General features: G+C 50.3%; 23 protein-coding genes. 19 read left to right on the top strand and 4 right to left on the bottom strand.

The annotated features are described in order from the left end of the window. Positions 1-68 precede the first annotated feature (68 nt). Positions 69-665 carry an ANTAR domain-containing response regulator gene (locus JOD20_RS04070; RefSeq protein ID WP_054532812.1) on the top strand — a complete coding sequence of 199 codons (597 nt, stop codon included), beginning with the start codon at positions 69-71 and terminating at the stop codon, positions 663-665. A gap of 99 nt (positions 666-764) precedes the next feature. Here the strand turns inward: JOD20_RS04070 and JOD20_RS04065 are convergent, their stop codons facing one another. The 4 genes from JOD20_RS04065 to JOD20_RS04050 form a co-directional block, all read right to left on the bottom strand. Then, entirely contained in the window at positions 765-1,208 is a 444-nt protein-coding gene (locus JOD20_RS04065) for a hypothetical protein (RefSeq protein ID WP_204754038.1), read from the bottom strand. Positions 1,209-1,446: 238 nt separating this feature from the next. After that, positions 1,447-2,481: a hypothetical protein gene (locus JOD20_RS04060; protein ID WP_204754037.1), complete on the bottom strand. Its 1,035-nt coding sequence runs from the start codon at positions 2,479-2,481 to the stop codon at positions 1,447-1,449. A gap of 83 nt (positions 2,482-2,564) precedes the next feature. After that, positions 2,565-3,008 (bottom strand): GNAT family N-acetyltransferase, encoded by a 444-nt coding sequence (locus tag JOD20_RS04055; RefSeq protein WP_204754036.1) that lies wholly within the window; start codon positions 3,006-3,008, stop codon positions 2,565-2,567. A gap of 322 nt (positions 3,009-3,330) precedes the next feature. Further along, the gene (locus JOD20_RS04050) at positions 3,331-4,287 is read right to left on the bottom strand and encodes a TIGR00266 family protein (RefSeq protein ID WP_204754035.1); all 957 of its coding nucleotides are present in this window, start codon (positions 4,285-4,287) and stop codon (positions 3,331-3,333) included. 209 nt (positions 4,288-4,496) lie between these two features. Here JOD20_RS04050 and JOD20_RS04045 point away from each other — a divergent pair, with 209 nt between their 5' ends. The 18 genes from JOD20_RS04045 (at position 4,497) to JOD20_RS03960 (ending at position 24,495) form a co-directional block, all read left to right on the top strand. Continuing rightward, positions 4,497-5,930: a glycosyltransferase family 39 protein gene (locus JOD20_RS04045; RefSeq protein ID WP_204754034.1), complete on the top strand. Its 1,434-nt coding sequence runs from the start codon at positions 4,497-4,499 to the stop codon at positions 5,928-5,930. 162 nt (positions 5,931-6,092) lie between these two features. Then, positions 6,093-6,281, top strand: a complete 189-nt coding sequence (locus tag JOD20_RS04040; protein ID WP_054532818.1) for a hypothetical protein — start codon at positions 6,093-6,095, stop codon at positions 6,279-6,281. A 69-nt stretch (positions 6,282-6,350) separates the two neighbouring features. Then, the gene (locus JOD20_RS04035; protein WP_204754033.1) at positions 6,351-8,087 is read left to right on the top strand and encodes an AMP-binding protein; all 1,737 of its coding nucleotides are present in this window, start codon (positions 6,351-6,353) and stop codon (positions 8,085-8,087) included. A 20-nt stretch (positions 8,088-8,107) separates the two neighbouring features. Further along, complete coding sequence (locus JOD20_RS04030; RefSeq protein ID WP_204754032.1) at positions 8,108-8,740, top strand: CpXC domain-containing protein; 633 nt, start codon at positions 8,108-8,110, stop codon at positions 8,738-8,740. Positions 8,741-8,752: 12 nt separating this feature from the next. Further along, positions 8,753-9,700, top strand: a complete 948-nt coding sequence (locus JOD20_RS04025) for a CpXC domain-containing protein (protein ID WP_204754031.1) — start codon at positions 8,753-8,755, stop codon at positions 9,698-9,700. 221 nt (positions 9,701-9,921) lie between these two features. Beyond that, positions 9,922-11,079 carry an iron-containing alcohol dehydrogenase gene (locus JOD20_RS04020; protein ID WP_204754030.1) on the top strand — a complete coding sequence of 386 codons (1,158 nt, stop codon included), beginning with the start codon at positions 9,922-9,924 and terminating at the stop codon, positions 11,077-11,079. Next, positions 11,073-12,965, top strand: coding sequence for a glycosyltransferase family protein (locus JOD20_RS04015; protein ID WP_204754029.1), 1,893 nt, complete (start codon positions 11,073-11,075; stop codon positions 12,963-12,965). The genes JOD20_RS04020 and JOD20_RS04015 overlap by 7 nt, the downstream gene beginning before the upstream one ends. 501 nt (positions 12,966-13,466) lie before the next feature. After that, positions 13,467-14,081 (top strand): 5-oxoprolinase subunit PxpB, encoded by a 615-nt coding sequence (pxpB, locus tag JOD20_RS04010; protein WP_204754028.1) that lies wholly within the window; start codon positions 13,467-13,469, stop codon positions 14,079-14,081. Between the two features lie 607 nt (positions 14,082-14,688). Then, positions 14,689-15,204 carry a hypothetical protein gene (locus JOD20_RS04005; RefSeq protein ID WP_204754027.1) on the top strand — a complete coding sequence of 172 codons (516 nt, stop codon included), beginning with the start codon at positions 14,689-14,691 and terminating at the stop codon, positions 15,202-15,204. After that, entirely contained in the window at positions 15,201-15,662 is a 462-nt protein-coding gene (locus JOD20_RS04000) for a hypothetical protein (RefSeq protein WP_204754026.1), read from the top strand. The genes JOD20_RS04005 and JOD20_RS04000 overlap by 4 nt, the downstream gene beginning before the upstream one ends. Continuing rightward, positions 15,659-16,240, top strand: a complete 582-nt coding sequence (locus tag JOD20_RS03995) for a hypothetical protein (RefSeq protein ID WP_204754025.1) — start codon at positions 15,659-15,661, stop codon at positions 16,238-16,240. The genes JOD20_RS04000 and JOD20_RS03995 overlap by 4 nt, the downstream gene beginning before the upstream one ends. Before the next feature lie 19 nt (positions 16,241-16,259). Continuing rightward, positions 16,260-17,540 (top strand): serine--tRNA ligase, encoded by a 1,281-nt coding sequence (gene serS, locus JOD20_RS03990; RefSeq protein WP_204754024.1) that lies wholly within the window; start codon positions 16,260-16,262, stop codon positions 17,538-17,540. 337 nt (positions 17,541-17,877) lie between these two features. After that, on the top strand, positions 17,878-19,032 hold the full coding sequence (locus JOD20_RS03985) for an acetyl-CoA C-acyltransferase (protein ID WP_204754023.1): 1,155 nt from the start codon (positions 17,878-17,880) through the stop codon (positions 19,030-19,032). 194 nt (positions 19,033-19,226) lie between these two features. Further along, complete coding sequence (locus tag JOD20_RS03980) at positions 19,227-19,994, top strand: 3-hydroxyacyl-CoA dehydrogenase (RefSeq protein ID WP_204754022.1); 768 nt, start codon at positions 19,227-19,229, stop codon at positions 19,992-19,994. A gap of 59 nt (positions 19,995-20,053) precedes the next feature. Further along, positions 20,054-20,368, top strand: a complete 315-nt coding sequence (locus JOD20_RS03975; RefSeq protein WP_204754021.1) for a hypothetical protein — start codon at positions 20,054-20,056, stop codon at positions 20,366-20,368. A 64-nt stretch (positions 20,369-20,432) separates the two neighbouring features. After that, entirely contained in the window at positions 20,433-21,569 is a 1,137-nt protein-coding gene (locus tag JOD20_RS03970) for a glycosyltransferase (RefSeq protein WP_204754020.1), read from the top strand. Between the two features lie 454 nt (positions 21,570-22,023). Further along, positions 22,024-23,700, top strand: coding sequence for a C40 family peptidase (locus JOD20_RS03965; RefSeq protein WP_204754019.1), 1,677 nt, complete (start codon positions 22,024-22,026; stop codon positions 23,698-23,700). A gap of 132 nt (positions 23,701-23,832) precedes the next feature. Then, positions 23,833-24,495, top strand: a complete 663-nt coding sequence (locus JOD20_RS03960) for a DUF4230 domain-containing protein (RefSeq protein ID WP_204754018.1) — start codon at positions 23,833-23,835, stop codon at positions 24,493-24,495. Positions 24,496-24,514 lie beyond the last annotated feature (19 nt).

Here is a 24,514-nt window from a genome sequence, read left to right as displayed (position 1 = left end):
CTGTGTAAATGCTTTTTAAAGTATGCTAGGATGTAGTTAGCCATTTCTAGTGAAGACGGAGCTTTGTTATGTCTGACGAGCAGCGAGCCACAATTCGGATTTTATTGGCCGAAGATAACGAACTTGTGGCCTTGACCATGGAAGAATATTTGACCGATTTGGGCTATCAGGTTGTGGGTGTTGCCCGCACCGGAACCCAAGCCTTGGAGTTGGCGCGCCAATTAGATCCCGACATGGCGATTCTTGATGTGAAGTTGCCAGAATTGGAAGGCACCGAGGTTGCCGCGCGCCTGTATGCTGAGCGGCCAATGCCAATTGTAATGGTGACGGCGTTTACCGACCGTGACACCATTCGCAAAGCTGAACGAGCTGGCGCACTGGGATATTTGGTCAAACCTGTAACGATGGAAGCCTTAACGCCAGCAATCGATATTGCCTTAGCGCGCTTTGCCGAAATTCGGGCCTTGCGCCAAGAAGTCGATGCCTTGCACGAATCGCTGGAAGCACGCAAATTGATTGAACGGGCTAAGGGTATTTTGATGCAACGCCTGAATATTAGCGAACACGATGCCTATGAGCGGTTGCGCCATCGTGCTCGTGAAAAGCGGGTTAAACTCAAAGATGTCGCCCAAACCATTATCGATGCTGAAGCCTTGCTCTCATAATTGCCCCAGCATTGTTGTTATTGTTTGAATTTGGTCTTTTTGCGCTATTCAATAGGTTTGAAGCGCCCTTGTTGGAATAAACAAAGGCGCTTCAAGCGATTAAGCGAGCACAACTACCGTAGGATTTTGCTGGTGAATTTTGACCTGAACGGTATCGCCAGCATCGGGAGCCTTGAGCAACTCAAGGAAGGGATAGATTTTGAGGGTGGTTTGTTCGAGTTGTAATTCAAGCTCAAATTCGAAAATTCGACGGCCATAGGTGCCACGCAACCAACCGGTTGGCGTTGCGCTCAGCACCCTTGCGGTTTGAATTTTGCCGTTAAGCTTGGCTTCGCGTTCTGCTGGCGGGCTGTATAAGTGCATTCCATGGCGAATTGCCTTGAATATTAAGCCCGCAATCAGCGCTATCAGCAACGTCATGGTGAGGCCAAGCGAAACGCCCGTCATTTGAGCCGCGCCAACTGCTGGAATAAAAAGCGAAATCGCAAGCACTAACAACACTGCATCAACCCACAAGCCACGGAGACGTTTGGCAACTGGCATAACTAGCATTCCTCAGCATTTAAATTTGCTTCATTTGAGATAGTGTAGCTGATTCTGCTTTGTTTGCGGGAAATATAGCGAGCAAATAGATAGCCTATTGACAAAAAGCCTTTATTTTTGTCAATAGGCTATCTATGTTTTGGATAATCTCAATTTCTATTGACAGAAATGGGTACTTTTTGTCAATAGCAATAAGCTATTGAGTAATTCGCACAATAGCTTGTCAGCTGAATTAAATTTATTGGCAGCTTGTAGCTAGGGCTTGGTTAATCACGGCAGGGCTTTGTTCAATCGCTTCTAGCGCAACACGTTGAATTTGCCAAGGCTGATCTGGCTCGGTGTTGTTGCGATGCAGCGTGACGCAGCCCGCCTCAAATTGCAATTGCCCAGTTTGATCGGGGCTAAACCAAACCAGATTGGTCGAATAATAAATATTGCCAGCGCCAGCATCGCTCAAGGCTTGCGGGTTGATCAAGACTTGGTTGAACTGTTTGGCAGCAAATTGTTGACTCCAAGTTGCCACATCGCTAGCTGGTTGCTCGCGCCAATAGCTGAATGCTTGGGCATAATCTGCTTGATTGAGTGCATTCGTGTAGAGCGTTAGCAATTGTTCTGGGGTTTGGGCTGCGTTTGGTTGGCTGGTTGCTGGGCAAACCTGGCCAACGCGCTGATTTAACGTTTGCAAATCGTTGACCAGCTCGAATTGGCTGCCGCGAATTTGCCATGGCTCGCTTGGGCCATTGATATTAACTCGATGCAAATCGTAGCAACCAACAAAATATTGCCAGCCTGCTTGGCGATCATAGGCAATTAAGGCGGCGGCAACCCGCGCATGTTGGTTGCCAGCTCCTACATCAATCACAACATTGGGATTGACTAAGACATCGACGCTCAGCGTTTGCTCGTAGCCTTGCTCGAATTGATCGAAGGGCATTGGCTCAAGCTCAAAATAGCCGTAGGCGCGTTGATATTCGGCGCGATTGACGGCGTTGTAAAAACTGGCCAACAAGCTCAGCGGGCTTTGTTGATCATCGAAAACGGCTACATCTGCTTTGCTTGGTGGCGCTGGTTCGGTCACAACAACCGCAGTTTCATCGACTGCAGGAGCGACAGCAGCTTGGGTTGGGAGTGGCTGAGTTGGCTCGCTACTGGCAGCAGGAATACTGGCAGTTGCTTGTTCTGGCAGAGGTTGTATCGGGGTGGGGGTGCTATTGCTACAGGCCGTTAGCAATCCAAGCCCCAAAATAATCATCAGACGTGAATAACGGTGCACGATGGCCTCCTTTCATCGTGCAGTATACGCCGCCTTTGATCGCTTCGGGGTGAGATTGCTATGATGCTATGCTGATAGGGTGATTATGCTTCGACTAAGCGCATAACGATTTCGTCATCCTCAACTTCGCCGGTTGCTTCGAAGCCAACTTTTTGATAGAGCTTTTCAGCAACCGCATTGCCTGGCACATAGCTTAGGCGAATTTCGGTGCGATACGATTTATGTTTAAGATGATCAATGACTGCCAACAGCGCTGGCTTGGAATAGCCCTTGCCTTGGTGTTCAGCGCCAATCATAAAGCGAATAATCCAATCGTGGCCAGTTTCAGGATCACGACCCATCAGCACAAAGCCCACCAAATCGGTATCGGCATAAATTGCCCGTGGCTCCCAATCGGGGTGAACATAGGCTTCGGCAACCGAAAACATATTTTGGGCCACAAATTGGGTTTGATCGTCGCGGACTTTGAGTTTAAGTACAGGCCGAAAGTTTTCCTCGGTAATTGGTTCTAAGCGAATCGTTGCCATTCTAAAACTCCCATTCCGAAGTACGAAGGATGAAGCCAAAAGCAAAAGTCAAAAGTCAAAAATCAAAAGCCAATCGCTGTATTGGTACATGAGGTTGGCAACTGTGTCCCCTCACCCCCTAGCCCCCGCTCCCATCGAACGGGCGAGGGGGAACCACACAATCCGTGCTCCCCTCGCCCGCGTTCAGTGGGAGCGGGGCTGGGGGTGAGGGCATGCTCATCGTTGTCAATCCAATGAACCATTACAAATAGCCCAAAGCTAAAGGATTAAAAAAACAGCGATGAAGGTTGGTGGGCCTTCATCGCTGGAACCGTACTGCTAATTAGTCGCCGCCAAGCAGGCTGCCGATGATGTTGCCACCAGCGCTGCCGCCGCCACCACTGGCTGGCATATATTCGGCCAGTTTCTTGGCCACGTTCATGACTGGCATGGTTTGCAGCCAAATTTTGCCAGGGCCGCGTAAGGTTGCAAGGAACAAACCTTCGCCACCAAACAGAATGTTCTTGAAGCCGCGTACCATTTCAATATCGAATTGGACGCTTGGCTCGTACATCGCCACGTGGCCAGTATCGACCTTCATCACTTGGCCTGGTTGCAAGTAGTATTCAACTACTTCGCCATCAAGCTCGGCAAAAACCACGCCCGGGCCGGTGGCTCGTTGCATAATAAACCCTTCGCCACCAAACAGGCCTGCGCCTAATTTGCGGCGGAAGTGAATATCAAGCTGCACCGATTTTTCGGCACACATAAACGAGTCTTTTTGCATGATGATTTCTTGGCCAGGTGCGAGGTGCAATGGCACAACCTTGCCAGGCATTTCGCTGGCAAAGCCGATCAATCCCGTGCCACCAGCAACCGTGAAATCGACGATGAACAACGATTCGCCAGAGAAGGCGCGTTTGAACATCTTGCCGATGCCACCACCAGAGTTGGTGTTCATCTGCACGTTGCCGCTCATCCACGACATGCCGCCGCTTTCCGAGAAGATCATCTGGCCTGGATCAAGCTCGATGATCACCGCTTGCAGCACTGAGCCAATCACTTTGTAGCGCAAACCAGTGGTCATGCCACGGCCACTCAAGGCAACTTGTGGTTCGGGCAAATCAAGCGGGCGGCCTGGTTCGCTGGCCACGGTGTATGCACCTTCTGGCGGTGCGCCATAGTTTGGCTGTGGTGGCGGCGGTGGATAGCCACCTTGAGGCTGATTGTAGTTGGGCTGATTTGGAATTGGTTGACCCGTTTGAGGATCAAATTTAGGACGATAGTCGTTCTCAGACATCACACGCTCCTCAATGCTAGCACAAAAAAGTGCAACACGATAGGTAATTGCATTGTACAACCTTCGTCTAGTACGTTGCTGTTTGGTCAAAGGTTGCTAGCTGGTCGCTGGCAATTGCCATGCCTTCAATCCACAGCCACTTGACGCTAAAAGCTTAATCACCAAAACTATTGTAAGATTGCCCGCAAGTTTGAGAGAAGGAGCAGGCAATGGCTCGCACAAAATTTGGATATTGGCTTTTAGTTGCGATTAACGGCATTTTAGTTATTTTAGCGTTGCGTGGTTTTTATCATATGTATGCGGTTATTGCGTTTCCGTATGATATTACCAACGGCGAAGGCTTTGTTCTGCGTGATGCTGCGTTGCTCGCGCAAGGCTCAGCAATTTATCAACCGATTGAGCAAAGCCCATTTTTGGTTTCGAATTATCCACCGCTCTTTGCTTGGCTAGCCTCAAAAATTATGCTGCTTACTGGGCCGACATTTATTGCAACCAGGATGCTTTCAGCGCTCGCATTTATCGCTACATCAGGTTTAATCTTCTATCTACTACATAAAAAGAATTTCGCCCTGAGCTATTGTATATTCGCTGCATTGCTCTTCTTTAATTCGATCTATGTTTATTATTGGAGCGCTTGGAGCAGGGTTGATGGCTTAGCGGTTTGTTTTAGTTTGATGGCAATTATTGCGCTTGAGATTAAATTGAATATGCGTTCGGTGCTTTTGGCGGCGCTGGCGTGTTTTGCCGCAGTTGCTACCAAACAAAGTGCCTTAGCTGCGGTTGCAGCAATCGCGCTATATCTGCTGATTAATGATCGCAAGCTCCTGATAATTTTTTTGAGTGCTTGGGCAAGCCTGCTCATTCCAGCAACGCTTTGGTTGAATTCCAGCACCGATGGCGAATTTCTGCGCCATATCATCACCTATAACCAATTGGAATGGTATCCGCGTGTGTTTCTTGGCCAAGCCAAAAATTTTGTAGCCACCCATTTTATCTTCGTATTGGCTTACACGTGGTTTGCGATTAAGTATTTCAAACGCAAGCAATTGCTGCTGTTTTATGCAACAATTGCATTAATAACCACTATTTCAACGGGCCGCGATGGTGCTTCGACCAACTATTTTATTGAGTCGATTGCAATTACCGCCATTTTGCTGGGGATTATCAGCAAGGATATTTTAGAAAACTCCAACCTGCGATTACGAACTGGCTTTGCTAGCCTAATTCTGATTCAAATTGGCTTCTTTGCCTTGCCAAATATCAAGCCTGTTAGCTGGTTTAATAAAACTACGCCGGATTTTGGCCTGAATCCAAGCCAAGCAGATCGTCAAGCATGCGATCAACTCAATGCGTATATTCAAGCAGCTACAGGGCCGATTTTGGTTGAAAACCCAGGCTTTGCGGTGATCAATCGCAAAGAGGTGATTGGTAATGCGGCGGTGCTTAAGTTTTTTCGGCGCAAAGGCTGGGATGCTCCGGTTGATAATTTTATTCAAACAATCGATGCCAAAACCTACGATCTGATTATTTTTCAAGGTGAAGCCTATGATCTTGATGTATTGCAAGCAACTGATCGCAGCTATCACGAAATAGCACGGATTGATTGTCTTGGTGAATACGAAGTTAAAGCGCCGAATCGCTAGGCTTTTGGCCAAACCCGATTTGAATTGAGCTTTGGGCTTAAAGTTGGAGTGGCGGTTGCGCTTAATGCTGCTATGCGTTATGATGGTAGCGCGTTTCTACCGTTGGGATGGGCAGAATCTGCCATCACAATGGTCTCCACCGACACACAAGGAGTTTCCAGCATGCGGCGTTTTGGAGCGATTCTAGCCTTTGTTATTGGCGCAGTTGTGGGTTTAGTTGGCGGCGCAGCCCTCTTGGCCTATGCCTATCAGGTGGCGGGTTTGTATCCCCCCGATGATGCCACGATTAAATTCATTGCCCAAGAACGGGGTTGGTTTGAAGCCAACGCTGAGGAAACACCTGCATCCTAAACCCACCACCCTGTTCGCCCAGTTGCCTCTCTAAATCTTTTGCTTGTCCGCTGTTGAGGAGGTATCATTGTGGATACGCCATGGACAACACACTACGAGCCAACGGTCAAGCCCTCATTGCAATACTCCAGCGAGCCGTTGATTTCGTTATTGGATAACGCCGTTGCCAATTATCCCAATCAGGTGGCTACTAACTTTGTGCTGAAATATGTACTTGGTGGTCGGGTGGCAATTGGCGGTTCGCTGACCTATCGGCAATTGAAGGAAGCTGTTGATCGATTTGCGACGGCATTGCACGGGTTGGGCGTGCGCAAGGGCGATCGTTTTGCGATTATGCTGCCCAATACGCCGCAATTTGTGATTGGCTTTTTTGCTGCGCTCCGATTAGGCGCAACCGTCGTCAATATCAACCCAACCTACTCACCCCGCGAACTCAAACACCAATTGGCCGATTCTGGGGCCGAATCAATTTTTGTGCTTAGTTCGTTCTACCCCAAAGTGCAAGAAATTTTGGCCGAAACGCCGCTCAAGCGGGTGATTGTGACCTATGTTCACGATGTTTTAGCCTTTCCCCAAAGCATGCTCGTGCGCCGAACCCAACAAAAAGACCCAACCTGGGTTGAGATTACGCCCGATCGCACGACGCTCTTATTTAGCAGCTTGTTGGCTGAATATCCACCAGCCCCACCTAAAGTTGTGGTCGAAGGCCAAGATGTGGCGCTGTTTCAATATACCGGCGGCACGACTGGCGCACCCAAAGCTGCAATGCTGACCCACTACAACATTATGGCCAATACCAGCCAATTGTTGAATTGGATGAATGGCCTCAAGCCTGGCCAAGAGCGCGTGATGTGTGCAATTCCGTTTTTCCATGTCTATGGCATGACGGTTGGCATGTGTTTCGCGGTCGCAATTGGCGCAGAAATGGTCATCATTCCCAATCCACGGCCTGTCGATGGCGTGCTCGAAGCCTTGCACAACGAGCGAGCGACGATCTTCCCGGGCGTGCCAGCACTCTACATTGGGATTATCAATCACAAAGATATTGATAAATACAATTTGCGCTCGATCAAAGCCTGTATCAGTGGCTCGGCTGCCTTGCCAATGGAAGTTCAAGAAAAATTTGGCGATCTAACTGGCGGGCGATTGGTCGAAGGCTATGGCCTAACCGAAGCTGCACCAGTAACCCACTGTAATCCAGTATTTGGGGTGCGTAAATCTGGCTCAATCGGTGTGCCGATGCCCGATGTCGAAGTGCAAATTTTGGATCTTGAGACCGAAGAGCCACTGCCGATTGGCTCGGAGCGCGAAGGCGAATTGCTGATTCGTGCGCCGCAAATTATGAAAGGCTATTGGGGCCGCGATGATGAAACCGCCAAGGTGCTGACCGAAGATGGTTGGCTACGCACTGGCGATATTGTCAAAACCGATAGCGATGGCTACTTCTATGTTGTTGATCGCAAAAAAGACTTAATTATCGCTTCGGGCTATAATATTGTGCCACGCGAAGTTGAGGAAGTGCTGTTTATGCACCCAGCCGTGCTCGAAGCGGCGGTGGCAGGCATTCCCGATACCTATCGTGGGGAAACAGTTAAGGCTTTTGTGGTGCTTAAACCAGATGCAGCCGCCACGGTCAAAGAAATTCGCGACTTTTGCAAAGAAAATCTCGCGCCCTATAAAGTTCCAACCCAAGTAGAATTTATCGAGGAACTGCCCAAAACCCAAGTTGGCAAAGTGCTGCGGCGGGTTTTGGTCGAGATGGAAAAGCAAAAGCAGGCTCAGCAAGTTCAACAGGAGGCAAGTTAGGCTCAACCTAACGTTGGAATATGCGTTCTCGCCATGAAGTTGCCGTGGTGCAATGCCCCGCTTGTGGGGCGCAATTCGATGCGCCCCTTTGGCTGATTCTCGATGGCGAGGAGCAGCCTGGTTTGTTGCAACAGCTGCTTGATGGCCGTTTGCGCGAAACCCAATGCCCCTATTGCGATGCGATTGGCTCGTTAATTGCGCCACTGCTTTACCACGATGCACGTTATGCGCAATTGATTTTGGCCTTGCCATTGTCGGTTGCGAGTGCTAGCGAAGCTGAGGCTTTGGCGCAGCATTTGGTTGGCTTGTTGCATCAGCAATTGCTGCTCGAACAGCTGGCCGAGGCTGAATATTTGGGCCATGTGCAGCTTGCTGCTGACCTTGACGATTTGCAAGCGCTGCTTGATCATGCTGCCAAGCAGCGCGAATTGGCTGCTTTTATGGCAAACTCAGCATGGTCGTGGCCACAACCAGCAACGATTGAATTGCTGGAGGGCTTGCTGCAAAGCCATGACCCTGATCAGCAACAAGCATTCTGGCAAAGCTTAACTGTTGCCCAACAATCTGACTTAACGTTGATGCTCGATCGCTTAGCCACAGTTGTGCCAATGGACAGTGGGCTTGGCGATTTTTTGCGTCGATTCATAGCCTAGCGAGAGCCGCATATGCCAATTTCATATAGCCAACCCTATGAACTTGTTTGCCCAACCTGCCAAACGCCGTTTGTGGCCGAAGCTTGGTTGATTGTTGATGCCGAGGAACGGCCTGATTTGGTGCAGGCGATTCGCGATGTGACATTGCACGATACCCGTTGCCCAAGCTGTGGCCAAACAGGGGTTGTGCCTGCACCAATTTTGCTGCACGATCGGCGGGCGCGCGCGGTGTTGTTTGGCGTGCCCTACGAAATGCCCGAAGCCGAATGGAATGAATTGGCCCAAGGCCTGTTGTGGATGTTGATTGGAGCTTTGCCGCGCGAAGATCAATTGCCCTACCTTGGCAATGTGCAAGCAGAAGCTGGGGTTGCTGGCGTGGCCGAGGCATTAGATCAACTCAATTACACGCCACAATCGGCGGCTGAAGCAATTGGCGATGCGCTTGGCTCCGATGATTCAGACGAGTTGCCGCCTTTGGCCGAAGCGATTATGCGCATGCTGGCCGCTGAAACGCCCGAAGAATTGCAAGCTGTGTTGCATGAATATCCCTTCTTGCTTGACGAGGCGATGGACGAGGGCTTGGCTGGTTTGGCCGAAGCAGCGGTTGACGCTGGCGAATTTGAAATTAGCCAAGCCTTTGAGCGCGCTAGAATTAGCTTAACTCAATTGCGCCAAACCCTTGATCAATCGAGCCAAAGCCGCGCCAACCCCAAGCCAACTGCTACGGTTGTGCAAGCAAGTGCGCCGCCGCCAGCCAATTGGAATACAATTCGGCGGGCAGTTTTGGCCTGTGAAGATGCTAGCGAGTTGGCTGCTTTGCGCGCCGAGTATCCAATTTTGGCAAGTGCAGATGCTGATGCGTGGCTGGCCGAAGATCAACAAGCCTTGCGCGATGTTGGCGATTTAGGTGGAGCGCAACTGATTGGCGAGGCCCGAGCGGTTTTGCGCGGCGAACGCTAAATTAAGAACATAGAGCAAAGAACATAGAACATAGGGTTTGGGGAGAGAGAACATAGAGCAAAGAACATAGAACATAGAGCTAGGGTTCAGGGATTAGGGGTCAGGGATCAGGTGCAAGGATCACGCATAAAATCTGGATAAATAGTCCTTCGTGCTCTTCGTGGTTTCAGCTTCTAATCCCCAGTCCCCGATCCCCGACCCCAACATACAAGGAGTTGATTATGCAAGAATTCTTTGAATTTCGGTTGATTCCACGGGTTCTGTATAAAGCTGGCTTGGTGGCTGAAATGGGAGCTGAATTAAGCTCGCTTGGTGCAACCAAAGGCTTTATTGTGACCGATGCAGGCTTGGTCAAATCGGGCTTGGTTGAGCAAGTACAACAAGCGTTGGCCGAAACGATCGAAATTGTTGGCGTGTATAGCGATGTGCCACCGAATTCATCAGTTGCGGTGGTCGAAGCTGCTGCTGCCCAAGCCCGCGAGGCTGGAGCCGATTTGCTGATTGCGCTTGGTGGTGGCTCGCCGATTGATACCGCCAAAGCGATGCGAATTGTGATTACCGAAGGCGGCAACTTGCTCGATTACGAAGGAATTAATGTGCTTGAGCGGCGCTTAATTCCAATGGTGGCGATTCCAACGACGGCTGGCACTGGCTCTGAGGCTAGCAATTTTGCTGTGATCAAAGATGAAGTTAATAATGTTAAGCTCTCGTTTACCAGCCCATATCTTGCGCCAGAATTGGCAATTCTCGACCCACAAGTGACCCAAAGCTTGCCACCACATTTGGCCGCTGCCACGGGCATGGATGCGCTGACTCATGGCTTTGAAACCTATGTCTCGACCGAAGCTGAGCCAATGAGCGATGCTTTGGCCTTGGGCGCAATCGAGATTGTTTCCAATTATCTGCGCGATGCAACTCACCACGGCCCAACCAACGAAGAAGCGCGCGGACAGATGTTAATTGCTTCGTGTATGGCAGGAATTGCCTTTACCAACTCCTATTTGGGTGCGGTGCATGCCTTGGCTCACGCGACTGGTGGCCATTTCCCATTGCATCATGGCTTGCTGAATTCAATTTTCTTGCCGCATGTGGTAGCATTCAACGCCAACACCGTGCCTGATCGCTATGCGCGGATTGCGCGGGCCTTTGGGATCAACACTGGTGGCCGCTCGCGTGAAGAAGTGATCGACGATTTGATTGCAGGCTTGCGCCAGTTGGCCAGCGATTGCGGCCTGATTACCCAATTGCGCGATTTGGGCATTCCCAAGGATGCCTTGCCGATGTTGGCAGAACAGGCATTTAGCGATGGGGCGGTTTATCATAACCCGTTGGCCCCATCAGTTGAAGATTTACTGGGGATTTTGCAAGCAGCATGGTAGTTGATACACTGAATGTATTAAGCCAGCGTCGCCAATGGTTGACGCTGGTTACGTTGTTAATTGGCCTATTAATTGGCTTGGGGCTTGTCTCCAATCGCCAATGGCAAGTACCGTTGAATATTGGCTTGGAAGAGGGCATCAACAACGATGCTCCATTTGTCGTAGGCTTTAATGCTGGCGAACAATTGCCCGATCGTTCTGCGCGCTACCGTTGGTCGAGCCTGAATGCAGAATTGCGTTTCCCCTATGTGGCGCAGCGCAACTATTGGCTCGATTTGCCGCAACTCACAGGCAATCCAGCAAATTTGATCATAGGCACTAGCCAATTTTCTAGCACTGCTGGGCGAATTTTGCACGTGCTGCTGCCTGCAGATGCTGCTGGTAAGGTGGCGATTAAGGTTGATCAGCCAATTGCTACCGACGACCCGCGTGAATTGGGGGCGGCATTTAGCGGTGGGCAATTGAGCAGCAGCGGTTGGGCTTGGCCAGCACTTTGGCCAACTTTGGCGTGGCTCTTTTTGCTCACAACGCTTGGCCTAAGTGTGCTCTGGCTTGGTGGCTCGAGCCTTGAAATTGGCTTGGCGGTTGGCTTAACTGGCTTGGGCATTGTGGCGGCGACCTGGTTTGCGCCGTTGCGTGCGAGCTATGCAGCGCCAGCGGTTGCCCAAACAACATTATACGGTTTGGCTGCGCTTCTGCTGTTGCGTTGGGCCTTGCCGCCAATGTTGCAGCGCTTGGGCTTAGCAGTAAATCGCGATGTCTTGCGTTGGCTCATTTTGGCGACGGTGCTGGTGTGGTCGCTCAAGTTGGGCGGGCGTTTGCTGCTCGAACATATGCCAGGCGACATTGGCTTTCATCGTAACCGGATTCATGCGACCAATCTTGGCGATTTGTTTCGACCCTCGCGCCATCGCGGCATTGATTTTCCGTATCCACCAGTCTTGTATGCCTTGTTGCAACCGCTGACTCTGACCGGAATTTCGGCAGAATGGTTGTTGCAATTAACCGCAGCTGCTTGTGAAGCCTTGGCCTTGCCAGTGTTGTTTTGCTTGGGCTTGCGGGCAACTGGCTCACAGCGCGGGTCGCTCATTGGCGCAATCATCTATGGGCTTGTGCCAGCTGGCTTTATGACCAACGCTTGGTCGTTTGATTCGCATATTTTTAGCCAATTTGTGGCTTTGCTGTTGGCGACGTTTATGGTTTGGACGTGGGAACATTGGCATGAGCGACGGAATTGGCTTTGGATTACGCTTGGTTTGAGCACGATTGCCCTCGGCCACTTTGGCTTTTATCTCAACACTGGCTTGATGGGCGGTTTGTTGGTGCTGTGGCTGTGGTGGCGCGGCCCGCGTTCGCAGGGTTGGGCACTCTTAGCCAGCCTTGTGGCAACCCAAGTGCTGGTCTGGGCTGTCTATTATTCTAGCTTTATCGGGCTATTTTTGCAGCAAGGCCAATCGTTTGCCGAAGGCGGCATGAACGCGGTCAATCAGCGCGAAGCTGTGCCGCGCATGCAATTGCTGTGGGATATGATTGAGCTTGGTTTTTGGCGACACTATGGCTTGTTGCCCGTGCTCATTGCACCATTTGGCTGGTGGCTGGCGCGCAAGCATCGTGGTTTGCACTTGGTAGCTGGCGCAACCTTTGTGGTTAGCCTCGTTTTGGCGGCCTTCCCAATTATCAATGGCTCGACCATTACCACCCGCTGGTTGATGTTTAGCGCTTGGGCGATTGCCCTGACTACCGGAATTGCCCTCGATTGGCTGTGGCAACACACGCGCTGGGGCCGTTGGCCAGCAATTCTCATTACCAGTGGTTGTGCAATTTTTGGCATGATTATTTGGTTTGCAGCTATGGTCTATAAAATTCGCCCACCGGAACCATTTTAGAAAAGGATGAAGGATGAATTATGAAGGATGAAAGAAAAGGCAAAGTCAGAAGTCACAAGTCAAAAGAGACGAGGCTATAGGCGATAGGCTTTGGGCTATCGGAACATTGTTCGTGCAATTCGTGGAATTCGTGGCGAAAAATAAAGCTTGGTAGTTTTTGCCCTTCGTGCGCTTCGTGCCCTTAGTGGATCAGATGTTTAATGCAGAGGCGCAGAGAAACGATGGCTATGGGCGATTGGCTCTAGGCTATGGGAAAGCAAGAAGCAAATCATACAAATCTGTGCCAATCTGTGGCTAAAAATTGGTCTTCGTGTGCTTCGTGGTTTCTCGTTCTTCGTGTCCTTCGTGGATCAGGATTTAACGCAGAGTTGCAGAGAGCGAAAGGCTGAAGGATGAAAATCCCAAAGCTGATAGCCAACATGCTTTCAGCGCTTTTTTGATTTTTGACTTCTGCCTTTTGTTTTTATCTATGTTCTATGTTCTTTGCTCTAGGTTCTACGTATGCTAAAGATTGAACTATTTGGCGATAGTGCCTTGTTGATTACAACCGCGCAGCCAGCTCAATTAGCCTTGACGCTGCGCAATGCCCAATTATTTGGGGTTCTTGATGTGGTTGCTGGGTTAGAAACAGTCACTGTTGTATTTAATGTGGCTAAGACCAATGCTCGCCAAGTGCGGCGGAGCATTCATCGGCTCCAAGTTACTCAGCAAACCTTGCCAACGCCGACCATCCATCGAATTCCAATACGTTACGATGGCATTGATTTGGCTGAAGTTGCCGAGCGCTGCCAATTAACCGTTAATCAAGTGATTGAGTTGCATGCTAGCGCCGAATATCGCGTGGCGATGGTTGGCTTTTTGCCTGGCTTTCCCTATCTCGATGGCTTGCCTGCGGCCTTGCATTTGCCGCGTCGCGCCACCCCACGAGCCAAAGTTGCTGCTGGCTCGGTTGCAATTGCCAACGATCAAACTGGGATTTATCCACAAAGCTCGCCTGGCGGCTGGCATATTTTAGGCACAACCCCCTTGCACTTGTTTGATTCAACTGCTTCCCCACCAGCCCTGCTCAATGCTGGCGATATTGTCTATTTTGAAAATATGAAGGATGAAGGATGAGGGATGAAGCAAAGTCAAAAGGCGAAAAAGAACAGAGAGCATAGAACATAGAGCATAAGTATGAAGGCATAAGGCAAAAAGATTTAACGCAGCGGCGCAGAGAAACGATGGCTATAGGCGATTGGCTATCGGAACCTTGTTCGTACAATTCGTGGAATTCGTGGCGAAAAATAAAGCTTGGTAGTTTTTGTGCTTCGCGCTCTTCGTGGCCTTCGCGGTTTCCCTCCTTCGTGTCCTTCGTGCTCTTCGTGGATCAATCGAATCGGTCTTTTGGCGGAACCAGCATCGCCAATAAGCCTCACGGGCTGCTGAGGCTTCGTGGTATAATGGGCCTATTGACGTTGACGAAATCCGTGGTTTGAGCGTTTTTGTTCTTCAGAGAGCCGCAGCTGCTGCGATTGCGGCGAACATTGCCAAACTATCCAATTTCTGAGTCTTAACGCCCCGCGTTCGGGTTGCTTCCGTTAGCAAGCTTTTCGAGGTTGTTGCCATGCAACGACGAACGAAGGTGGCACCACGAGAGTTTTACGCTCTTCGTCCTTCTCTAGGGACGAAGAGCGTTTTTAATTGGCGAAATGTTTGCTCAACCAAGCGTTTGAGGTTTTATATGTCATGGGAAGTCGGCTTAGTTACCTTCGGTAGCATTCTTGGGTTGGTCATTATTCTCTGGATTTTTAGCCGCTTGGCCTGGGGTGGCGGCATGCAACAACCATCATACGATTTGCTCAACCCAACCAAAGAGCGGCTAATGAGCACCCAATTTGCCCAACCTGATCAAGAATCGATTGTGGTGCGCTGTAAACAATGTAATTTTAGTCATGCGCTGCCTGATATTAGCAAAATGCCAGCTTTTTTGGCCTCGGTTGCGCAAGCTAGTAGCGAAAGCGGCGAGCTTAAATCGATCTGTCCGCATTGTGAAGGTGTGCTGCAAAGCTGGATTCGCCAAGCAATTCTGCATCAAGGCAGCCACCAAGTGCTTGAATTTGCGGTCTTGCGGCGCGGTCAACGCCGCCTGTACGAAATCGAAACAATCATCTATAGCACATTGAGCGCAATTCCCCAGCCCCAGCGGAGCTTGGTAGCAGAAGCGCTGAATGAGCCAGAACCAGAGGAACATGTATGATTATGCGTGGCGATGCATCCGATTTAATTCATAATCGCGAAGGCCGACTTGCCCCCGACCAACAACGCCATCTCCAAGCAATGCGGGCCTTTCGCGTGCCATTTTTGCCAATGCTGTTGGTTGGGCTTGCCCTGATCAGTTTTGGCATATCGCGCGCCGATGGGCTGGGCTGGGTGGTGGTGGCTTTAGGCGCGGTGCTGCTTTTCAACGCTTGGACGCGCCGCCAAAGCCAGGCTGCACTCAAAACTGGGGTTGTGCAGGCAATTACCGGCCAGCTCGAAAAAATTCGCCCAGTGCCCTTTGCGATGTTTGAATCGGAGTTGGTGATCAACAAACGCTCGTATGCGCTTTTGGCCAAATTAGGCGATCAGCCGCTCACCGTCGGCCAAAACTATACAATCTATGTCGCCAAAGGCGTTTCACGGATGGGCATTATTGTGGCGGTTGAAACAGCATGAGCAAGCGTCAATCCAAACGCCCCAGCGGCGAAGCACTAACCAGAATTCTCGAACACAACGCCCAAATCGCCCCGCAACAAGCAACTGATCTGGTTTGGGGCATCAAGGCCGAGTTGCAAAGCAATCGGCGGGGCGAGCTGCACCCTGATCAAATCAAGCGGATTTTGAAAATTTCAATTTTTGATATTTGGATTCGCTTGGCCTTTGGTGGGTTCTTTCTGGTTTTTGCCCTGACCCAACGCACCAATTCGTGGCAATTTTGGGTTCCTTTGGCAATCGCTTTGTTTCCATTAATCAGCGCAATTAATGGCGCGTTAGCCCGCCAGCGCTTGAAAAAAGCCAAAGTCGAAACGATCGACGGCAGCGTTAATCAGGTTAAGGTGCATCGCTCTGAGGCCGTTTCGGCCACCTTGCACCGCGATAGTTTATATATGTTTTTGCTCAACGATCAACACAGCAAAACCCTGCCCAAGCCCGAGCAAGCCTATCGCTTCTATGTGGCATTTGGCGTAATTCGGCCAGGAATTGTGGTGGCAATTGAAGCATTAGATCAAGTTCCTGCCTCAATCGAGGCATAGCTATTCAAGGAGTTTCAGCATGCTTGATATTCGTTTATTTCGTGAACAGCCCGATGTTGTGCGTGAAGGTTTTGCCAAAGTTGGCCGCGATCCTGGCTTAGTCGATCAAGTGCTCGACTTGGATGTGAAACGCCGTGAGGCGATTACCGAAGTTGAACGGCTTAAGGCCGAGCGCAACGCTGGCTCGAAAGATGTTGCCCGCACCAAAGATAAAGCCGAACGCGATGCGAAAATTGCGGCCATGAAACTGGTTGGTGATCAAATTAGCGAGCTTGATGTTCAAGCCAATGCAATTGATCTTGAGCTTAATAATTTGATGCTCGATTTGCCCAACTTGCCGTTGCCCGAAGTGCCTGTTGGCAAAGATGAACACGATAATGTGGTGGTGCGCGTCGAAGGTGCAATTAAAGAAGCCGATTTTGCGGTGAAGCCACACTGGGAGCTTGGCGAAGAGCTAGGGATTCTCGATTTTGAGCGTGGTGTGCGCATGAGCGGAACCCGCTTTTTCGTGATGAAAGGCTTGGGCGTGCGCTTGCAACGAGCCTTGATCAGCTGGATGATCGATATGCACGTCGATCAGCATGGCTATACCGAATTGGCCGTGCCCTACTTGGTGAAAGCCGATGCTATGGTTGGCACTGGCAACTTGCCCAAATTTGCCGACACCATTTTTCACATCGAAGATACCGATTTGTGGCTGATTCCGACCGCTGAAGTGCCAGTAACCAACTTGCATCGCGAAGAAATTTTGGATAAAGCTCAATTGCCATTGCGCTATGTTGCCCACACGCCATGTTTCCGCAACGAGCAAATGAGCGCTGGACGCGATGTCCGTGGCATCAAGCGGCTGTATCAATTCGATAAGGTCGAAATGGTTAAATTGGTCGAGCCTGCTACTAGCTACGATGAGCTGTTCTCGCTAATTAGCAACGCCGAAGATGTCTGCAAAGGCTTGAATATTCCCTATCGTTTGTTGCAATTGTGCACCGCCGATTTGGGCACTGCCACCGTCAAATACGATTTGGAGATGTGGGCACCTGGCATGAACGAATGGCTTGAAGTTTCGTCGTGTGGCCTGTTCGGCGATTATCAATCGCGGCGCGCCAACATTCGCTATCGGCCAGAAGCTGGCGCAAAACCAGAGTTTGTGCATACGCTGAATGGTTCGGGCTTGGCCTTGCCACGGGTAATTATTTCAATTCTCGAAAATTACCAAAATGCCGATGGGAGCGTGACGATTCCCGAAGTGCTGCGGCCATACATGGGCGGCATCGAACGGATTACTAAATCGAAAGCGTAAAGCAAAGAACATAGAGCAAAGAATATAGCCGTTGCTGAATGGATTTCCCTCACCCCCCAGCCCCTCTCCCACTGAACGCGGGCGAGGGGGAGCACCGACTCCGTGGTTCCCACTCGTTCACGAAAATGCGGGCGAGGGGGAGCCACCAAAAATCACGAAACCACCACAGAGCGAAAAGCCCCTCGCCCGCGCCAATTCATGGCTGCACCACAGAGCGAAAAAGCCCCTCGCCCGCGCCACGGGAGAGGGGTTGGGGTGAGGGCATCTAATCCTCGCGCTAGAATCTGCTATACTCGCTGATAACACAGGTGGTCAGTAGCTCCAAGGAGGTAGCCTCGTGGCTGAAGCAGTGTTAATTGATGCAGTTCGCACGCCGATTGGTCGCCAACAGGGCAGCTTGCGCGACGTGCGCCCCGATGTTTTGTATGCGCATGTGCTCAATGCCCTCATTGAACGCACTGGAATTGACCCAAGCTTAATTGAAGATGTGGTGACTGGTTGCGTTACCAACACTGGTGAACAAGGCGCAAATATTGGTCGTTTGGGCGTGATGCTTTCAAATTTACCAATTACGGTGCCTGCGGTTACGCTCAACCGCATGTGTGGCTCGGCCCAACAGGCGATTCATTTTGGCTCGCAAGCAGTTGCTGCAGGCGATGCAAAGTATGTTATTGCAGGCGGTGTCGAATCGATGAGCCGTGTGCCGATGTTCAGCGATGTAACTGGCGATTTCGCCACCTTCAATCCTGCAATTAATGAAAAACACCAGCTTGTGCATCAAGGCGAATCCGCCGAATTGATTGCCGAGAAATATCAATTGTCGCGCACCGAGCTTGACGATTGGAGTTTCGAGAGCCATCAGCGTGCTGCCGCTGCCACCAAAGCTGGTTGGTTTAGCAGCCAAATTATGCCAATTGTTGGCAGCGATAAAGCTGGCAATGCCCACGAATTGATCTACGATGAAGGCATTCGCTTTGAGGTTGATCGCGCCAAAATGGGCACGCTCAGAACCGCGTTTCGCGCCGATGGCGTGGTGACTGCCGCCAATGCCAGCCAAATTTCCGATGGTGCTGCGGTGGTATTAATTGGCGAACGTGAACAAGCTCTCGCCGATGGCTTCAAGCCGCGTGCCAAATTTCGGGCGCGAGTGGTTGCCGCTGGCGATCCGCGCATGCAGTTGCTCGAAGTGATTCCTGCAACCCACAAAGCGCTGGCCAAAGCAGGTTTGAGCATCAACGATATTGATCTGGTGGAAATTAACGAGGCTTTTGCTTCGGTGGTGTTGGCATGGCTGCGCGAATTCAAACTTGATCCAAATCGGGTCAATCCCAATGGCGGCGCGATTGCCCACGGCCATCCTTTGGGCGCAACTGGCGCGGTGTTGATGAGCAAAATGCTCAACGAACTCGAACGCCGCGATGCCCAATTTGGCCTGCAAGTGATGTGCATCGGCCATGGCCAAGCAACCGCCACAATTATTGAGCGAGTATAGAGTAGGGGCCAGGGGTTAGGGGACAGGGATCAGTATTAGATTTAACGCAGAGGCGCAGAGCAATAATGGCTATGGGCTATAGGCATGAGGCTATAGGAATGTTTTGGCGTATTCCAATAACACTAAAAGCCAAAAGCCACCTTGCGCCCGATCTCAGCCCCCAGCAACTGGCCCCCATTAAATAAGGAACCACAATGGAAATTCAAGCTTTGAGTGTGGTGGTGACTGGTGGAGCTTCGGGCTTGGGTGGCGCGACCGTGCGCCGCTTGCATAGCGCTGGAGCCAAGGTCGTGATTGCCGATCGCAATGCAGAGGTTGGGATGGCACTGGCCAATGAATTAGGTTCAAATGCCCAATTTGTGGCTTGCGATGTAACCGATGAAGCCTCGCTGGCCGCCGCTTTGGATCAAGCGATTGCGATTAATGGCCGTTTACAAGCAGTTATTAGCTGCGCTGGCGTTGGTAGTGCCGAGAAAATTCTGGGCCGTAATGGTGTGCATAGCCTCGAATCATTTAATCGAGTCATGCAAGTTAACTTAAATGGGGTGTTTAATGCGCTGCGCTTGGGCGCTGAACGCATCAGCCAAAATGAGCCAAACGCCGCTGGCGAACGTGGGGTCATTATCAACACTGCGTCGATTGCTGCCTTCGATGGCCAAATTGGCCAAGTAGCGTATAGTGCCTCGAAAGGTGCGATTGTTGGCCTAACCTTGCCTGCTGCCCGCGAATTGGCGCGCCATGGCATTCGGGTTATGACGATTGCCCCAGGTACGTTTGATACGCCATTATTGGCTGGCTTACCAGAACCAGCGCGCCAAACTTTAGCCGCTCAAGTGCCCTTCCCGCCGCGCTTGGGCGACCCTGCTGAGTTTGCTATGTTGGCCCAGCATATTCTCGAAAACCCAATGTTAAACGGTGAGACCATTCGTTTGGATGGTGCACTCCGTATGGGTTATAAGTAAACAGCGAGCGTGGGCAGTGGTACAATCTACCACTGCCTTGGTTTTTTAGGAGCATGCTGATGAATGGCAGCCAATTATTCTTAACTGCCTTGATTTTGGCGGGCAATGTGTTGTGGTGGTTGCGTGGGGTTCGAGCCAGCGAAAATTGGTTTTTTGGCCAGTGGCTAAGCCAGCATTGGCAGGTCGAAATTCGGCGCAGCGAGCGCTTTAAAGGCAAAACCTGGGAAATTCATCCGAATGATGCTGCTAAATTGAGCACTGGCAAGCGGGCGAGCTTTCAGGTGCTGCAAAGTATTTTTCCATTAATTACCGCTATTCCAACGATTCTCTCGATTTTTCTGATCACCTGGGTTGTGGCAATGTTTGGCAACTAGCAGCAATCGGCTTGAGCACTGGTATAATGCAGCTTGATCGCTAGCAGCAATGGGAGTATTTATTGTGCGGATTGGGATTAGTGGCACGTTCTGGGCTGAACCAATGGTCGGCAGCGGCCAATATTTACGCCATTTAATTGAACATTTGCCCCACGTTGGGCCTCAGCATGAATATGTGCTTTTCTTGCCCGCCTACACCCATGCCGAAATTCCCCAAATTCCGCATATTGCGGTCGATTTGGTGCCAACTCCATTCGATAAGCTGCACCCAAAATTGGCCAAAATCTGGTATGAGCAAATTGAGTTGCCACGGGCTGCGCTGCGTTTGGCGGTTGATATGTTGCACGTGCCCTATTATGCACCGCCACGCCGCCAATTAGTGCCCACCGTGGTCACGGTGCACGATTTGATTCCATTAATTTTGCCGGTTTATCGTGGCTCGATGGTGATGCGGGCATACACGGCGCTAGCAACCAGCGCTGTACGGCGTTGCCGTCAATTAGTTGCGGTCTCCGACCATACTCGTGATGATATTATTGATATTTTGAAGGTCAACGCCTTACAAGTGCATACGATTTATGAAGGCGTTGCTCCTGATTATCAACCGCAGAGCGAAGCACAAATTAGCCAAACCCTGCAACGATTTAATATTACCCAGCCCTATTTTTATTATATTGGCGGCTTTGATGTGCGTAAAAATCTCACGACGCTGTTGCGTGCATTTGGCCGCGTGCGTCGCCGCATCGAGCAACCAATTAAATTAGTGATTGCTGGCAACCGCCCCAAAGTGAATTCAGCATTTTTCCCTGCTTTAGAAACCACAATCCTCGATGAAGATTTAGCTGCTGATATTATTTTTACTGGTCGCGTATCGAATGCAGAAAATGCGGCGCTCTTTGCTGGCGCGAGTGCATTTGTTTGGCCCTCCACCTATGAAGGTTTTGGCTTGCCACCATTAGAAGCGATGAGTTGTGGCACGCCCGTTATTTCTTCAAACGCCAGTAGCATGCCCGAAATCGTTGGTGAAGCTGGAATTTTGCTGCCGCCGCACGATACTGAAGCGTGGGCCATGGCAATGCTGCGCATGTTAAATGATCAAGCATTAAATACCGAATATCGCCAACGTGGTTTGCAACGGGCCAGCCAATTTAATTGGCACAGCTTTGCAGCCCAGATGATTAAGGTTTATGAGAAAGCCTAGTTCATGATCACGTTTGGATGATTAGATAGCCCTAAATCCGTTAAAAGCGCGATTAATCGCTTCAGCATGGGCTATCTCAGGTTCATATTTTAGTTAAATAATATTAATAAAGCTGCGAAAATTGGTAAAAATGAGCTTAATTTTACAACTAAATTATGGTCAACTTTGTGCTTAACATCACATAATGATTAGAGTTTTCTCATCCATTTTCAAGAAAGTATGTTCTAAAATGAGCGAAAATCAGGCAATTTATGGCTTTGGAATGGCCTAAAAGTCCTATCTGACAAGCAGCTGAAAAGCTTAAGCGAGGAGTCTGAAAAATAGCTGAGATTTGCAAACATGGAACAAATATGTTAACTTCCCTTTCGGCATTGCACGATGCATAAACGTTAATTATTTAATTGTCAGCGCGATATCATTAAGCCGCGTTTGATAATAGGGAGGTTACAGCTGCATGCAAGATGCTAAGTCCTCGAATGATCTGATCCAAGAAGATCATGATCTCCAAGACTTCCAGCAGCGGGCTGTGAACAACGAAAATTCGCTTTTACGAACGACCGGTTTACGCCAACGCGTAAATACCCGTTCTGTTTCTGCACTTCGTGCGGTTCCATCGTACCTGCGTAAAGCTCCACGTCGCTACCTACTTCATCTCATGGTGCTTTCGCTGTTGCCTGTTGGTTTAGTGGTCAACAAAAACGCCACCACGCCTCAGGTCGATACAGCAATTCTGGTCAGCGCATCACCAACTGCTGAACGCCAAGTTCGGCCAGCCCTTGGTTTGATGACCATGACCCACCGTAACGAACCAGCACCGTTGACAGCCCTCAATGATTCAGAGGCCACGCCTGATCCAGGTGTTGGCGATGGGCCAATTACGAGTCCAGACTTTGATGATTCGTTGGTTATTCCTGTAGGCCGACCTGTCAATAATACTCCGACCTATCCCGAAGCAGTTATTAGCGGCGATATTGCCAATTTGCGCAATGGCCCTAGCACTGAATTCGATCGCTTAGATAAATTAGATTCTGGCACTAAGGTAAAGGTTGTGGCTCGCCACGCCGACTGGGTGCAAGTGCGCACCGAAGGTGGCCAAGAAGGCTGGCTCGCCGCTGATTTGGTCGATTTAGATCAAGCAGTGATCGATGCGTTGCCCGATGCGCCAAACGTGCCAACCCCACCACCAGCCAAAGTGGGCAAAATCACCCAAGACAATTTGAACTTGCGTGATGGCCCCGGTACTGACTATATCAGTATGAAGAAGCTGGGCCTTGATAACCAAGTTTCATTGTTGGCCCGCTATCAAGGCTGGTATCAAATTGAAACTGGTGAAGGTACTGTTGGTTGGGTTTCAGCAGAATTCTTGAATCTTGAAGCTGGGGTTGCTGATCGCATCGCCGAAGCCGAATCGATTCCATCAGCCAACCCAGCTTTGGTTGGTTGGGCAACTGACGAAGGCGTAAACCTGCGCTCTGGCCCAAGCACCAAGTTCGATTCATTGGGTAAACTGAGCAAAGGCGCTGAATTAGGCTTGTTGGCTCGTTACAAAGAATGGGTCAAAGTCGAAACAGCCAAGGGAACCAAAGGCTGGATCTCACAAGATTTGGTTGATGTTAGCAACTTTGTGTTCCGCCGGGTGCCATTTACCGATAACGTTCCTTCACTGCCGGTTGCACCTGCTCCTAAAAAGAGCAATCCCGCCAAGCCTCAACAACCTGCTGGTGGCGGCGGTGGCGGTGGCGGCGGTACGGCAAGTGGTGACGTTGCCTCGATGGCGTGGGCCTATGTTGGCTACAGCTATCGCTGGGGTGGCGAAAGCCCAAGCGGCTTTGATTGCAGCGGCTTGACCAAGTATTTGTATCGCCAAGTTGGGGTGAGCTTGCCTCACAGTGCTGCTGGCCAATATAGCAGCGCCTATGGTACCTTCATTGGTAGCATGAGCAACTTGCAACCAGGCGACTTGTTGTTCTACGCTGGCACTGCTGGCCCTGGCATCACCCACGTAGGCATCTACGTTGGCGATGGCATTATGGTCAATGCAATGACTCCCGCTTCGGGTGTTGGTGCTGTCAGCATCTACAGCAGCTACTGGCTCAATCACTATTATGGCGCGCTGCGGCCTTATCGCTAGTTGCTGTTCCATAGACAATCATAGAAGCAAGAAGCGTTCCACAATATTGTGGGACGCTTCTTTTGTTTTTTGGCTTAATCTCGGCTACTATAATCACGCGTAAGGCTATTTCATAGTGGGGAGGATAACCCTATGCGAATTCGGACGACGCTTATGTTGGTGTTGGTATTGGCGCTGATTGGTGTAGTTGGGTATGCATTTCTCTCGCCATCATTTGGTGTTGATGGGATTATGGCCAAACCAACCTCAACGATTAAACCAGGTATGACTGTACTTCAAGCAATCCGCCGCCAATCTAAACTCTCAACCCTCTCGATGAACTTCACCAAAGATACGACAATTATTCGCGAACATGGCTTGCTTGGTGCATGCACAGAAGAAATTACCTATCTTGGCTATTTCAATGTGCAAGCAGGCATCGATTTAAGCAAAATTAGCGAAGAACGCTTAATTGTCAGCAACGATGGCTACCCCGACCAAGCTACCGTCGAAATTGTGCTGCCTGATGCTGAGCTGTTGAGCAACGAGCTTGATACCCAAAATAGCCGACTGATCGCCCAAGATACGCCCAAGTGGTTGCCTGGCTGCTCCCATGAAATTGCCGATATGACCATCGAAGCCCAAAATACGCTGCGTGAGCAAGTTCGTCAAGATGCGCTCGAAAAAGGCATTCTTTCACAATCGCAACAACAAGCGAGCGAAGAGCTTGGGCGTTTATTAACTGATGTTGGCTACAAAAACATCACTATTCGGGCCTCGAACGGCTCAGTTCTCTACTCAACCAAACCGCAATAAGCCAAGTATGAGGATCGTC

Origin of the sequence: Herpetosiphon giganteus, from assembly GCF_016907925.1 — a bacterium.
In the GTDB taxonomy this organism is placed as follows: domain Bacteria; phylum Chloroflexota; class Chloroflexia; order Chloroflexales; family Herpetosiphonaceae; genus Herpetosiphon; species Herpetosiphon giganteus.
This window is presented reverse-complemented; position numbering and strand designations above follow the sequence as displayed.